Here is a 14,542-nt window from a genome sequence, read left to right on the forward strand (position 1 = left end):
ACACCGGATGCCCATGTTCCGGCGCCGGTTGCGACATCCCTAGACCCTTGGGCCGACGGCCCGCGACACGACAGGGGAGTTTGATGTTCCGCAAGGTTTTGGTCGCCAACCGAGGTGAGATCGCGATCCGCGCATTCCGCGCAGCGTTCGAACTCGGCATCTCCACGGTGGCGGTGTTCCCTCATGAGGACCGCAACTCATTGCACCGCGCCAAGGCGGACGAGGCGTACCAAATCGGTGAACCGGGCCATCCCGTACGGGCGTACCTGTCCGTCGACGAGGTGATCAAGGCAGCGCGCAAGGCGGGTGCCGATGCGATCTACCCCGGCTACGGATTCCTGTCGGAGAACCCGGACCTCGCCGCGGCATGTGCGGACGCGGGGATCACTTTCGTCGGACCGCCCTCCTCCGTACTGCTTCTGACGGGCAACAAGTCCCGGGCGGTCGCGGCGGCACGGGAAGCCGGAGTTCCGGTCCTGAAGTCCTCGCAGCCGTCCACCGATGTCGACGCGCTGCTGGAGGCCGCGCAGGACATCGGTTTCCCCCTGTTCGTCAAGGCCGTCGCGGGTGGCGGCGGCAGGGGCATGCGCCGGGTGGCCGAGCCCGGCGAGCTGAGGGAGGCGGCCGACGCGGCGATGCGCGAGGCGCAGTCCGCGTTCGGCGACGCGACGGTCTTTCTGGAGCAGGCCGTCATCAACCCCCGCCATATCGAAGTACAGATCCTCGCCGATGCCCACGGCAATGTCGTGCACCTCTACGAGCGGGACTGCTCGGTGCAGCGGCGCCACCAGAAGGTCGTCGAGATCGCGCCCGCACCCAACCTGGACCCGGATCTGCGCGAGCGGATCTGCGCCGACGCCGTCGCCTTCGCCCGTCACATCGGATACGTCAACGCGGGAACCGTGGAGTTCCTCGTCGACGAGCGCGGCAATCACGTCTTCATCGAGATGAACCCCCGCATCCAGGTCGAGCACACGGTCACCGAGCAGGTCACCGGCCGCGACCTGGTCATCGGGCAACTGCGCATCGCCGCCGGAAGGTCCCTGCCCGAACTGCGCCTGACCCAGGACGACATCGTCCTGAACGGCACCGCGCTGCAGTGCCGTATCACCACCGAGGACCCCGCCAACGGCTTCCGGCCCGACGTGGGCACCATCTCCGCCTACCGCTCACCGGGCGGGCCCGGCGTCCGGCTCGACGGCGGCACGGTGCACACCGGCGCGGAGGTGTCGGCGCACTTCGACTCGATGCTGGTCAAGCTCACCTGCCACGGGCACGACTTCGCCAACGCCGCCCGCCGCGCGCGCCGGGCGATCGCCGAATTCCGTATCCGCGGAGTGGCCACCAACCTGCCCTTCCTCGGCGCGGTACTCGACCATCCCGAATTCCGGGCGGGCCGGATCACGACGAGCTTCATCGGCGAGCATCCGGAGCTGATGCGGGCCCGCCCCTCGGCCGACCGCGGCAGCCGCATGCTCACCTACCTCGCCGAGACGACCGTCAACCGGCCGCACGGCCCGCGTCCGCGCGTGATCGAGCCCAGCCACAAGCTGCCCGCCACATCGCTCGCCGCACTGCCGCCCGACGGCTCGCGCCAGCGCCTCGCGGCGCTGGGACCGGACGCCTTCGCCGCGGAACTGCGCAGCCAGTCGGCCGTCGCCGTCACGGACACCACGTTCCGCGACGCGCACCAGTCCCTGCTCGCCACCCGTGTGCGCACCCGCGATCTGCTCGCCGTGGCCCCGCACGTCGCGCGCACGGCGCCGCAGCTTCTGAGCCTGGAGTGCTGGGGCGGTGCGACCTATGACGTGGCGCTGCGGTTCCTCGCCGAGGACCCCTGGGAGCGTCTGGCGGCGCTGCGCGAGGCGGTGCCCAACGTCTGTACGCAGATGCTGCTGCGCGGGCGCAACACCGTTGGCTACACGCCCTATCCGACCGAGGTGACGGAAGCGTTCGTCGCCGAGGCGGCAGCCACGGGCATGGACATCTTCCGGATCTTCGACGCGCTCAACGACGTCTCCCAGATGCGCCCGGCGATCGACGCGGTTCGCTCCACGGGCACGGCACTGGCCGAGGTCGCCCTCTGCTACACCGCAGATCTGTCCGACCCCGGCGAGAAGCTCTACACGCTGGACTACTACCTGCGCCTGGCCGAGCAGATCGTCGAGGCGGGCGCGCATGTGCTCGCGATCAAGGACATGGCCGGGCTGCTGCGCCCGCCGGCCGCCCGCACGCTGGTGACCGCGCTGCGCGAGCGGTTCGACCTCCCGGTGCACCTGCACACCCACGACACGGCGGGCGGACAGCTCGCGACGCTGATGGCCGCGATCGACGCAGGTGTTGACGCCGTTGACGCCGCCGTCGCCTCGATGGCGGGTACCACCAGCCAGCCGCCGCTGTCGGCGCTTGTCGCGGCCACCGACCACACGGAGCGGGCAACCGGGCTCTCGCTGCAGGCCGTCGGCGATCTGGAGCCGTACTGGGAGGCCATGCGGAAGGTGTACGCGCCGTTCGAGTCCGGCCTCGCCTCGCCCACCGGGCGGATCTACCACCACGAGATCCCCGGGGGTCAGCTGTCGAACCTGCGTCAGCAGGCCATCGCGCTCGGCCTGGGCGACCGCTTCGAGCTGATCGAGGACTGCTACGCGGCGGCGGACCGGATGCTCGGCCGCCTGGTGAAGGTCACTCCGTCGTCCAAGGTGGTGGGCGACCTCGCGCTGCATCTGGTCGGCGCCGGGGTCGAGGCCGCGGACTTCGAGTCCGACCCCGGCAAGTTCGACGTCCCGGACTCGGTGATCGGCTTCCTGCGCGGCGAGTTGGGCGACCCGCCCGGTGGCTGGCCCGAGCCGTTCCGCGCGCGGGCCCTCAAGGGCCGTCCGGCGAAGGCGGAGGCGCCCACGCTGTCGGACGAGGACCTGCGCGGCCTGCGCGACACGCGCCGGGCCACGCTGAACCGGCTGCTTTTCCCCGGCCCGACCAAGGAATTCGACGCCCACCGTGAAGCCTACGGAGACACCTCCGTACTGCCCACGCAGGACTTCTTCTACGGCCTGGAGCCGGAGAGGGAGCACACGGTCACCCTCGATCCGGGCGTCACGCTGCTGATCGAGCTGGAGGCCATTTCCGATGCCGACGAGCGGGGCTTCCGCACGGTCCTGGCCACGCTGAACGGGCAGCTGCGGCCGGTGTCCGTACGCGACAAGTCCATCGCCACCGAGGTCAAGGCGGCGGAGAAGGCCGAGCGCGGCAACGAGCGCCATGTCGCCGCACCCTTCGCCGGGGTGGTCACGCTGCAGGTGGACGAGGGCGACGCGGTGTCCGCGGGCCAGACGGTGGCCACGATCGAGGCGATGAAGATGGAGGCCTCCATCACGGCTCAGTCCGCGGGAACGGTCGGCCGGCTCGCCATCGGCAAGATCCAGCAGGTCGAGGCGGGCGACCTGCTGATCGAGATCAACTGACGCTCCCGCGTCCACGACGTCGCGGTTCGGGGGGCCCTCTGGGCCCCTCGTTCGGCGGCTCGTACGGTCGAGCTCCTCGCTTGGGCAGGTCCGACCCCGTAAAAGGGAGGCACCCACATCTCGTCAGGGAGCCGCCCGTGAAAGCCCTCGTCGCCTCCGAATACACGCCGCTGGACCGGATCAGCGTCACCGAGCACCCCACGCCCACCCCGGAGGCGGGCCAGGTGCTCATCAAGGTCGAGGCAGCGGCGCTCAATCCGCTCGACCTGATTCTGATCACGGGCGCGGCGAAGGAGAGCTATCCGGCTGCCCACCCGCTGGTGGTCGGAATGGACGCCGCGGGCACCGTTGCCGAGGTGGGGGAGGGCGTGTCCGGATACGCGCCGGGTGATCCTGTGCTCGCCTTCACCGGACAGGCCGGCGCCGTAGCCGAGTACACGGTGGCGTCACCCGGACCCCTGCTCGCCCGGCGGCCCGCGGGCCTGGACAGCGCGCACGCGGCCGCGATCCCCGAATCGGGGCTCACCGCCGTCTGCCTGCTGCGCGCCGTCGCGCTCGCCGAGGGTGAGAGCGTGCTGGTCGTCGGGGCCACCGGCGGCATCGGGCTGTACACCGTGCAGTTGGCCACGGCACTCGGAGCCCGGGTGGTCGCCACGGCGACCGAGGAGGACGAGGAGTATCTGCGCGGCCTCGGCGCCGCCCACACCGTCGACTACAAGAGAGGCGACGTGGTGGAGGAGACCTTGCGCCTTGTCCCGGGCGGGGTCGATGTGGTCGTCGACGTGGTCAACATGGGCGAGCGGCTCACCGACACCGCGCGTGCCGTGCGTCCGGGCGGCCGGCTGGTGTCGCCGCTCTTCGGGCCCGCCGCACTGGGGCGCGATGTCACACCGGTCTACATCGGCCGGTTCCAGGCGCAGCCGGGCGATCTGGAGGACCTGGCAGCCCGGGCGGCGGACGGGAGGCTGCACGTGGAGATCGGCGCGCGCTACCCCTTGGACAGCGCCGTACAGGCCGTCGCCGACTTCGCCGGGAAGCACATCCGGGGCAAGGTTGTCATCACCACCGCATGAGCGACGGCGTGCACGAGACACACGGAAGGGGTGGCTCTCATGAAGCGCAGAATCCTCGGCGCCACGGGAATCTCGGTCAGCGAGTACGCGCTGGGCGCCATGATGTTCGGCGCCTGGGGCAACGCCGACCCGCACGAGTCGGTCCGTATGATCCACCACGCGCTGGACGCCGGGATCAACGTCGTGGACACGGCCGACGTCTACAGCATGGGTGAGTCGGAGGAGATCGTCGGCAAGGCCCTCAAGGGCCGCCGGGACGATGTCGTGCTCGCCACCAAAGGCAGCAGCTCGATGGGCGGCGACCCCAACCACAGTGGAAACTCACGGCGTTGGCTCACCCGCGCCGTGGAGAGCAGCCTTCGCCGCCTGGGCACCGACTACATCGACCTCTACCAGGTGCACCGGCCCGACGCGGACACCGACATCGACGAGACGCTGTCCGTCCTGTCCGATCTCGTACGGGCGGGCAAGGTGCGCGTGATCGGCCACTCCACCTTCCCGGCGGAGCAGATCGTCGAGGCCCAGTGGACGGCCGAGCGCCGCGGCCACATCCGGTTCCGCACCGAGCAACCGCCGTACTCCATCCTGGCCCGGGGCGTCGAGGCCGCCGTGCTGCCCACCGCCCAGCGCTACGGCCTGGGGGTGCTGACCTGGGGCCCGCTCAGCGCGGGCTGGCTGTCCGGCAAGTACGCCAGGCCGACGGACATCAACCTCACGGAGGGCAGCGGGCGGGCAGCTCTCGAGCGGCACAAGTTCGACCCGTCGGTTCCCGGCAACGCCCGCAAGCTGGAGGCCCTCGGCGAACTGACGAAGCTGGCCGACGAGGCGGGCCTGAAGCTCCCGCACCTGGCGATCGCCTTCGTACGCGCCCACCCGGCCGTCACCTCGGTGATCATCGGCCCGCGGACGAGCGAGCACCTGGAGGACCTGCTGGAGGGCGTGGACGTCGAGTTGAGCACGGACGTCCTGGACCGGATCGACGAGATCGTGCCTCCGGGCACGGACCTGAACAGGAACGACTTCTACTACACGCCCCCCGCGCTCATTGAGGCATCCCGACGGCGCCGCTGAGGCTGCGGGGGTGCCGTCCAGGCCATCCGGTCCAGGCCATCCGGTCCCGGCCCTGCCGCGGCGCGGCGCGCGGCAGGCCCGGCAGCGGTCAGCGCGCGGCAGGCCCGGTCCAGTCGGCCGCCACATGAGCGATCCGTACACGCTGCGGGTGGTCGCCGACCGCGACGGACGCGACCTTCCCGCCGGTGGCGAAGTCGATGGCGGTGACGCGGTCGGCGCCGCTCTCGGAGATGACGCAGGATCCGCCGTCGCCGCTGACGGTCGCCCAGTACGGCTTCGAGGCAGCCACCAACGGCCCCTCCTGGAGCGATGCCCTGTCGACGATCGTCGCGTAGTCGTCCATCGTCCCCGCGATGCACAGCTTGTCGCCCGCGGCGTTCATCGACATGCCATGGTGGCGCGAGTCGTTGACCCAGGTGGTGCGGTCCTCGCTGGTCGCGGGATTCTTCGGCAGTGTCTTCGCCCGGGTGATCTTGTCGGAGGCGATGTCGTACTCCAGGAAGCCGTTGAAGAACGAGACCTGGAAGTAGAGCTTCGACTCGTCCGGGGTGAAGGCGACGGGTCGTACCGCGTCGGACAGATCCTTGCGGCCGAAGGCGTCGAGGCGTGCGCGCATGTCGATGACCCTGACCTCCTTGAAGGTGGTGGCATCGACGACGGTGATGCGGCGGTCGCCCTTCGTCCAGTCCCACGCGGGATCGTCGAGGTCGGTGTTGACCTCGCCGATCGACATGTTCCACAGATACCTGCCGCCGTCGGTGAAGACGTTCTCGTGCGGTTTGTCGCCGGTCTTGAACGAGCCGAGCTGCTTGCCGGTCCGGATGTCGAGTACGTGCACGGTGTTCGAGGTCGAGGCCGACACGGCGACGCGGGTGCCGTCGGGCGAGACCGTCATGTGGTCGGAGCGGTAACCGGACACGGGGAAGCGCCAGTTGATCCGTCCCGAGGCGAGATCGATCGACACGACGTCGGCGAAGCTCGGGCGGGAGACGACCATGGCCGTGCCGTCGGGCGTGGAGTACATGTCGTCGACGAACTGGTCGTGTCCTTCGCCTGGGCCGTTGCGGATGCCGAGGAAGTAGATGAGCTTGATCGGGTTGAGATAGATCTCGGTGAGCCGCTGCTCTTTGTCCGGTATGACGTTGATGCGGCCGATCTTTGCGAAGTCGCCGCGGGAGTTGATGACGTCGGCGGTGCCGTCCCAGTTGTTGCCCACGAACATCACCTCCTTGAGACCAGCGGCGGCGGTGTCGGTAGTAGCGGCGGGTGCCACGGGCGCGGTGGGTGCGGCGAGAGCCGTTGTCGAACCTGCGACGGCTACGGCGACGGCCGTGGCGAGTGTGCGCAGCGCGCGCCGGGTGATCCGCTGTGGACGCCGGCTTGCGGGCAGAGACATCGTCGTCGTTCCTTCCGTGGGGGCGCTACCGGACGGGCTTGTGCGAAGAGGTGCGGCGGGCAGAGTCTGAATACGAGCCGCTTCAGACTGGGCTACTGGAAAGTAACGACAGGCGGTGAGGTCCACAAGACTCGCGACACGAGAAAATGACCGGGACCGACGAGGGAGGACGCGTGGCCGGCAGGCTCAGACAACCGACGGGCCGCTACGGGGGCAGGTCCGCCGAGGAACGGCAGGCCGAACGGCGCCGGCGGTTCCTCGACGCCGCACTCCAGCTCTTCGGCGACAGCCCCGGCTACCGGGCCACGACCGTGGCGGCGCTGAGCGAGGCGGCCGGCCTGTCCACCCGTCAGTTCTACGAGGAGTTCCGCACCCTCGAAGACGTACTCGCCGCTCTGCACCTCCAGGTCAACGACTGGGCGGAGGGGGCAGCGCTGGCCGCGCTCGCCGAAGCCGAAGGCATGCCGATCGCAGAGCGCGCAGCGGCGGCGTTTCGCGCGTACGCCGCCAACGTCACCGGCGACCCGCGTCGTATCCGCATCACGTTCGTCGAGATCATCGGTGTCAGCCCGCGGCTGGAGGAACAGCGTCTGGCCCGGCGCTCGCGCTGGGTGGCTCTGATCTGCGCCGAGGCGGCAGCGGCGGTCGAACGAGGTGAGGCGGCACCGCGGGACTATCGCGTCGCCGCGGCTGCCTTCATCGGAAGCGTGAACGGCCTGCTGCACGACTGGAGGGCGGGCTGGGTGGACGCGACGCTCGATCAGGTCGTGGACGAGCTGGTGCAGTTGCTGCTGGGAATCCTGCGCCCGGTCGACCGGGCCCAGGGCACGTAGAACGCCGGGCCTGCCGTGAGGCCCGGCGTCGGGACCGCTCGCCGTGTTCGGCGTGCTCCGGCGCGGCACCTCACTTCCCGGGCGGCACCGAGCTCTCGATATGCGTGAGTTGGGCCGCGAGGCTGCTCAGCCACTGCTCCAGGTCGATCAGCATCGGCAGGACGGCGAAGCCCCGCACCTCGGGCGGCGGGTGGTACGCCACAGCGCCGGGCGGCCCCGGCGCCCGGTTCTCGTCGGCGCAGAGCGCGGCGATCCGGTCGGTGGCCCGGACGAGCTGTTCGGTGGTCGTACGGGCCCAAGCGGCGGCGTCAGGGGGAATACCGGTCGGCGGCAGGTCGAAGCGGGGCAGCCAGTGGGCGCCGAGCAGCACATGGTTCGCCGTGATCAGTGCGGCGTGCCAGTCCATGGGATCGGCCGACGCGTCGCCCGGTTCGCTCCGGAGCTGGAAGTACGCGGCCTCGGCGAGGCGGAGTCGGTGGACGACCGGGTGGGTGGGTTGTGCGGGCGCTGTTCCCGCCGGGGTGGCGAGCAGCACCCGCACCGTCCCGGTGATCAGCGGGCCGCAGGAGCGCAGCAGGTCGGACATGGTTCTTCGTACCTCGCGCCGGGCCCCGGCCGGCCAGGCGAGGAGCCCGCACAGCAGACCGATAGCGCTGCCCGTGACCACGTCCAGGATCCTGTCCTCGGCCAGCTGCCAGGAGGCGGGGGCGATCTGGGCGAACGCGGCCGACACCACCAGCGTGAACAGAGCCTGCGCCCAGGCGATCCCGAAGAGCGGCCCGAGTGCGAAGGCGGCCAGCATGGCGGGCGCCAGCACGGCCGCGTACGCATCGGTGTGCCGTCCGACGACGAGCAGGAGCGTGCCCGCGGCGACCGCGCCGACGAGCGTGCCGATCAGCGCGGAACGCACGGCCGTCCAGGTGGCCCCGGCGGTCGTGCGGCCAAGAGTGAGCACGGCGAGCAGCACCCAGAAGCCGTGGGACAGGTCCAGTGATCCGGCGATCAGGCGGGCGGCCCCCAGGCCGAACGCGGTCCGGGTGGCGTTCTGGAAGAGGACCGAACGCAGCGTCAGATGGCCGGCGAGGCGGCGCCACCACAGGTACGGGGTGCGAGCGTCGGCGTACCAGAAGAGTGCGTGCGGCTGGATCGGCGCAGTGCGTCTGCCGTCCAGTCCGACGCGTACGGCGGTCTGCAGGATCCGTGCCGATTCGGCCGTGCCCAGTACCTCGGCCTGGCGGCGCAGCGCCGGGACCGGGGGTGCGGTCTCCGGCGGCCGGGCAGCCCGTGCCACACGCAGCGCTTGGAAGCGCTGTACCGCCGTGTCCAGGGCTGGGGCTGCGGACCGCGGGGGCGGGTGGCCGGTGCGCAGGGCCTGTGCGGTGGAGGCGCAGTGCGCGGCGACGCGGGCGAGCATGTCGGCCGACGCGGCATCGGCCTCCGTGTCCCGGCCGGCCGACGGGGTTGCGCCCAGGTGCGCCAGCTGGTCGAGGAGTCTGCGCGCCGCGGATCCGGCCTGTGCCAGCGCGCGGGCCGAGCGGCCGGCCCCGGCCGGCCGTTCGGCGGGTGGAAGACGGGAGAGCCGCAGCCGTCGGCCGGTCGCCCGCAAGTCGTCCGCAGAGTCGCCGCCCTCTCCGGCCGCTGCCGCGGCCGCCGCGCGACCGGCGGTCGCGACGGCTTCCGTCAGGCTCTCCCGGTAGGAGACGGCCGGCGCCGCGGGCAGCAGGAAGACCTCGCACGCCGCGAGCAGCAGCACGCCCAGGGTGAGTCCGGCCAGCCGCGACCCGAGGGAGTCCGGTGCGTAGGGCGGAAAGCAGGCCAGGATGTAGAAGAGCTGGAGCCCGGGTGCCGCTCCGGCCGGCCGGGGCCCCGCGACCGCCGCGAAGGCGAGAGCGAAGCCGACCACCAGCATCCCGAGAACCGCCGCCCAGGTGTCGACGGCCAGCGCCGTGCCCAGGGCGACGAGCACCAGGCCGACCGGCAGCGCGCGCAGCATCACGGCCGCCCGCTGCCGCCCGGAGCCGGGGATGGGGGACAGCATCCCGAGTGCCACCGGTCCGAACAGGGCGTACAGAGCCGGCACCGGCTGATCCGCCCAGTACAGGAAGGGGTAGAACCCGGCGCACGAGGCCGTGGTCACCCGGACGGCCCGGTGTACGACCGCCGTACGGTCCGCCTTGTGCGCGACGGCGCGGTGGCGCCCCGAGTCCGCCTCGGCGGGGCGTGCCCGGCTCACGGCCGGATCTCACGGTTGCCGGGGCCCCAGTCCGCGGGCCCCGGCGCGTGCACGGAAAGCGGCGGCACCTCGCCGTGGACGACGAGCCGCCGGCGAACACGGGACAGCGCGACCGGGACCACGGCAGAGGCCCCCGTTCGCGCGGCCGATGACGACTCTGCGCGCATGGGCACGTTCCTCTCGGGCGACGCCGCCGCAGCGTCGCGGGTCGTTGGGGCATGCGCCCTCGATCCCTCGAGTCATTGTCGGCTCGGGGCCGCGGGTCCGCAGCCCGGGCCCTTACCGGTGGCGGTGCCCCGCGGCGCAGGATCGGCCGGATCGCGGGAGAGCGCCGGCCGGGGCCACCATGGCAGTGAGTGCACGGACCCGGCCCGTGGCGCAGCGGGGCCCCGGACCCCTGCGGAACGTGGGAGGTCGTATGTCTGCCGAGCGGGCTGCCCCGCTGATCTGGGACACGATCGAGCGCTACTTCGCACTGCTCCAGGCCCATGTCCCGGCGGAGCGGATGCGGGCCGAAATCCTCACCGACGACTTCCGTACAGGCTTCGTCAACGGGCTGATCTGGCAGGGCGACGAGGGGCTGCGGGACTTTCTCGAAGCCCGCGCGGAATTCTTCGACGAATCCCACGTCGTGGAGCAGTTGTCCCGGCCCGAGCGGCTGCCCAACGGCCGCTGGCGCGCCCACACCCGGCTGGAGTTCTTCCTGAGGCAGCGGCTCGAAGGGTCGCCCGTGAGCGAGACGTTCACCGGAAAGGCCTTCCACGTCTGGGAGTTCGCGCCGATGCCCACGCTCGTCGATCCACCCGGTGACGACCCATCCGGTGACGATCCACTCGGTGACCAGCCACCGGGTGACGAGCCGTCGGACGGCGGCTGGCGGGTCGCGGCGCAACTGGTCGAAGGCTTCGCCGCCCTCGACGAGAACGCCCGCCGGCTGTTCGCCCAGCCCTCCGCGGGACTGAACCTCGACGAACTCTGAGAGCGGGAGACCCATCACCGTGCACCTACTGCTGCCGGTCCTCTTCGCCCTCTGCGCGGCACTCAGCAACGCGGTCGCCACCGTGCTGCAGCGCAAGGCGGCCCTCACCGTGCCGCGCTCCGAGGGCCTGCGCGCGGGGCTGATGCTCGATCTGCTCAAGCGCCGCGTCTGGCTGGCCGGAATCCTCGCCGTCATCGCGGCCGCCGTCTGCCAGGCGCTGGCCCTGGTGACCGGGCCACTGACGATCGTTCAGCCGCTGTTCGTCCTGGAACTGCCGCTCACCCTGATCGTCGCCTCGCTGCTGATGCGGCGGCACCTTCCGCGCGTCGGCTGGGTGGCGGTGACCGGTGTGGTGGCGGGGTTGGCTGTCGCCCTCGCCGCGGCGTCCCCCACGGGCAACCGCACCCACGTGCCGCTGGACCGCTGGGTCCCCGCGCTCGTCGCGTGCGGGGGACTGGTCGTCGTCCTCGCCCTGGCGGCACTCAAACGCCCCGAGGGCCGGGCACGGGCCGCCTGTTTCGGCGCGGCAACCGCGATCAGCTACGCGCTGACCGCGGCTCTCATGAAGGCGGCGATGCACATCCTGGACGACGACGGGATCGTGGCGTTCTTCACCGCATGGCAGACCTACGCCTTCGCGGCGGTCGGCGGGGGAGCGCTCTTCCTGCTGGAGAACGCGATGCAGGCCGGCCCCCTGGTCGCCTCCCAGCCCGCACTGACCCTCGGCGACGCGACGGTGAGCCTGGCCCTCGGTATCACCCTCTACGAGGAACATGTCCGCTCCGGCTGGTGGCTGCTCCCGCAGCTGCTCGGCCTCGTCATGATCGCCACGGGAGTGTTCGCGCTCGCCCGGATCCCGCTGACCCGGTCGGTGGTCTCCCCCGACGAGCCACAGCGAGTCGCAGACGCGCCGTGAGCGCCCGCACATCAATGCGTACGGGAGTGCCCACCCGGTTGTGCCCGTCGCGGGCAAGGCGGATTCTGGAGGCAATGAACCGGGCTGGTGTGGCGCTGTGAGCCCATGGGGCACGGCGAAGAGTGCCGATTTCCGTGGTCCGCTCGATGTCGCCAGGGCTGCCACGGTGGTTCTCGATGCCCAGGACACGGTCATCGGATGGAGCCGCACGGCCGAGGAACTCTTCGGATACGCGCAGGACGAGATCATCGGAAAGCCCCTGGACACGTTCCTGCCGTCCCGGCAGTCATCCGGGCTCACCGAGGCCGACGAAGCGGGCGCACCGCTGAGCGGCGGCGAGATCCGTGTCGCCCACCACAGTGACGGCCGCTCGCTGCTCGTGGCCACGGCGGTGAGTTCCCTGCCCGGCAGCGGCACGGCGGCCCACGTCCTCGTCGCGACGGCACTGGAGAGTCTGCGGCTGTGGGAGTCCCGGCTGGCGCTGCTGCAGGGGCTGGCCACCCAGTCGCCCGTCGGCCTGGGTATCTACGACACCGAACTGCGGCTGACGTGGTGCAACGCCGCGTACGAGCTGGAGATCGGGCTGCCCTTCGCCGAGTTCCGCGGTCTGCGGGCCGACGAGCTGTACTCCGAGGGAAGCTTCCTGACCGAGGGCTACCCCAACACCCTCGACTCGGTCATGAACCAGGTACTCGACACCGGAGAGCCGATCGTCGACCTGCACTTCCGTGGCCGGCCGCCCAGCGATCCGGACGTCGAGCACCTGTGGTCGTGCTCCTACTACCGGCTGCAGGACGCTGACGGGCATGTCTTCGGGGTCTGCGAGGACGCGTTCGACATCACCGATCGTTACGAGGCGCAGAAGCGGCTGGCCCTTCTCGTCGAGGCCGGCCGTGGAATCGGCACCGTCCTCGACGTGATGGTCACCGCGGAGGAGATCGCCGAGGTGGCGGTCCCGGAATTCGCCGATGCCGTGACGGTCGACCTCGTCGAGGAAGTGGTGGAGGGCGGGGTGCTGGGCGCCGGTGGCCCGGCTGGGGGCGCTCTCGTACGGGTCGCTTCGCGATCGGCCCCGGCGAAGGGGCCGGCCGGGCCGGGGGGGCCGGGCGAGTCGGGCGGGCCGGTCGAGTCGGAGAAGACGGATCCGCCGTCCCCTGTCGACTACCCGCCGGGTTCCCCCCAGATGCGCAGCCTCTCCTCGGGCGGGCTCGTGCTCGCGGACGACACCTTGGTCGTTCCGTTGCGAGCCGGCGGCAGCCCGCTGGGACTGGTCACCTTCCGGCGCGCACCATGGGCCACCTTCGACAACGGCGAGATAGCTCTCGCCGACGAACTGGCGGCCCGTACAGCGGTGTCCATCGACAACGCACGGCGCTACTCCCGTGAACGCGCCGCCTCACTCGCCCTCCAGCGCCAACTGCTGCCGCGCCACCTGCCCCAGCAGACAGCGGTCGACCTGGCCTACCGCTATCTGCCCACCGACGATGTGACAGGGGTGGGCGGCGACTGGTTCGACGTCATCGCACTGTCCGGAACCCGTGTTGGGCTCGTCGTGGGGGATGTGGTCGGCCATGGCCTGCAGGCGGCGGCGACCATGGGCCGGCTGCGCACGACCGTACGCGCGCTCGCCCAACTGGATTTGCCTCCTGACGAGTTGCTCAGGCGGCTCGACGATCTGGTGGGCCAGTCGGCGGAGGATCTGATGGACGCGGTCGGTCCGCCCATCGAGCCGCGTGAGGACGACGCCACCGGCGCGACCTGCCTCTACGCCGTCTACGATCCGGTCTCCCGCCGCTGCACCATGGCCCGGGCGGGGCATCTGCCACCGGCGATCGTGGACCCCGAGGGCCGCCTGTCCTATCCGGACCTCCCGGCCGGTCCGCCGCTGGGGCTCGGCGGTCTGCCGTTCGAGTCGAAGGAGCTAGAGCTGCCGGTGGGCAGTCTCATAGCCCTCTTCACCGACGGCCTGGTCGAAACCCGCGGCCGCGACATCGATCAGGGCCTCAACACCCTGGGGCGGGTGCTCGGAGACCCCGGCAGATCGCTGGAAGAACTGTGCGACCGCACCCTGTCGGAACTCCTGCCGTACGGTACGACCGCCGACGACACGGCACTGCTGCTCGTACGCACCCGGGAACTCGACCCCGGACACGTGGCCCACTGGGAACTGCCCGCCGAACCGGTCGCGGTGGGCCATGCCAGGGAACTGGCTACCGGTCAGCTGCGCGAATGGGACCTGGAAGAGCTGACGTTCTCGACCGAACTCGTGGTGAGCGAGCTGGTCACCAACGCCGTCAGGCACGCCGAGGGCCCGTTGCAGCTGCGCCTCATCCGCGACCGCACGCTCCTGTGCGAGGTCGCGGACGCCGGCCACACCTCGCCACATCTGCGCCACAGCGAGGAGGAGGACGAAGGCGGGCGCGGCCTGTTCATCGTCGCGCAGCTGGTTCACCGATGGGGCACCCGGTACACGGAGTCCGGCAAGACGATCTGGACGGAACAGGTCTTCCCCTCGGCGGAATGACAGTCCGGCGACGGCTCCCCCGGACGTCCCTCGCGGCGCGCCGAGCTGTTACGGCG

The 14,542-nt window shown here is 71.1% G+C and carries 9 protein-coding genes; 7 read left to right on the forward strand and 2 right to left on the reverse strand.

The window, feature by feature from the left end; translation table 11 throughout:
• Window positions 1–83 precede the first annotated feature (83 nt).
• From OHA61_RS36695 to OHA61_RS36705, 3 genes are all read left to right on the forward strand, one after another.
• Window positions 84–3,461 (forward strand): pyruvate carboxylase, encoded by a 3,378-nt coding sequence (locus tag OHA61_RS36695; protein WP_406306677.1) that lies wholly within the window; start codon window positions 84–86, stop codon window positions 3,459–3,461.
• A 137-nt stretch (window positions 3,462–3,598) separates the two neighbouring features.
• Entirely contained in the window at window positions 3,599–4,534 is a 936-nt protein-coding gene (locus tag OHA61_RS36700; protein WP_406306678.1) for an NADP-dependent oxidoreductase, read from the forward strand.
• 39 nt (window positions 4,535–4,573) lie between these two features.
• On the forward strand, window positions 4,574–5,605 hold the full coding sequence (locus OHA61_RS36705; protein ID WP_406306679.1) for an aldo/keto reductase: 1,032 nt from the start codon (window positions 4,574–4,576) through the stop codon (window positions 5,603–5,605).
• A gap of 88 nt (window positions 5,606–5,693) precedes the next feature.
• Here OHA61_RS36705 and OHA61_RS36710 read toward each other — a convergent pair whose 3' ends face one another.
• Complete coding sequence (locus OHA61_RS36710; protein ID WP_406306680.1) at window positions 5,694–7,001, reverse strand: YncE family protein; 1,308 nt, start codon at window positions 6,999–7,001, stop codon at window positions 5,694–5,696.
• 173 nt (window positions 7,002–7,174) lie between these two features.
• Here OHA61_RS36710 and OHA61_RS36715 point away from each other — a divergent pair, with 173 nt between their 5' ends.
• Window positions 7,175–7,834 carry a helix-turn-helix domain-containing protein gene (locus OHA61_RS36715; RefSeq protein WP_406306681.1) on the forward strand — a complete coding sequence of 220 codons (660 nt, stop codon included), beginning with the start codon at window positions 7,175–7,177 and terminating at the stop codon, window positions 7,832–7,834.
• 70 nt (window positions 7,835–7,904) lie between these two features.
• Here OHA61_RS36715 and OHA61_RS36720 read toward each other — a convergent pair whose 3' ends face one another.
• The gene (locus OHA61_RS36720) at window positions 7,905–10,067 is read right to left on the reverse strand and encodes an FUSC family protein (protein WP_406306682.1); all 2,163 of its coding nucleotides are present in this window, start codon (window positions 10,065–10,067) and stop codon (window positions 7,905–7,907) included.
• 418 nt (window positions 10,068–10,485) lie between these two features.
• On the opposite strand from OHA61_RS36720, the gene OHA61_RS36725 reads away from it, so the two are divergent.
• From OHA61_RS36725 to OHA61_RS36735, 3 genes are all read left to right on the forward strand, one after another.
• Window positions 10,486–11,046, forward strand: coding sequence for a hypothetical protein (locus OHA61_RS36725; RefSeq protein WP_406306683.1), 561 nt, complete (start codon window positions 10,486–10,488; stop codon window positions 11,044–11,046).
• A gap of 19 nt (window positions 11,047–11,065) precedes the next feature.
• Window positions 11,066–11,962, forward strand: coding sequence for a DMT family transporter (locus OHA61_RS36730; RefSeq protein WP_406306684.1), 897 nt, complete (start codon window positions 11,066–11,068; stop codon window positions 11,960–11,962).
• A gap of 97 nt (window positions 11,963–12,059) precedes the next feature.
• Entirely contained in the window at window positions 12,060–14,486 is a 2,427-nt protein-coding gene (locus tag OHA61_RS36735) for a SpoIIE family protein phosphatase (RefSeq protein WP_406306685.1), read from the forward strand.
• Window positions 14,487–14,542 lie beyond the last annotated feature (56 nt).

Origin of the sequence: Streptomyces sp. NBC_00885 (genome assembly GCF_045207475.1) — a bacterium.
Classification (GTDB): domain Bacteria; phylum Actinomycetota; class Actinomycetes; order Streptomycetales; family Streptomycetaceae; genus Streptomyces.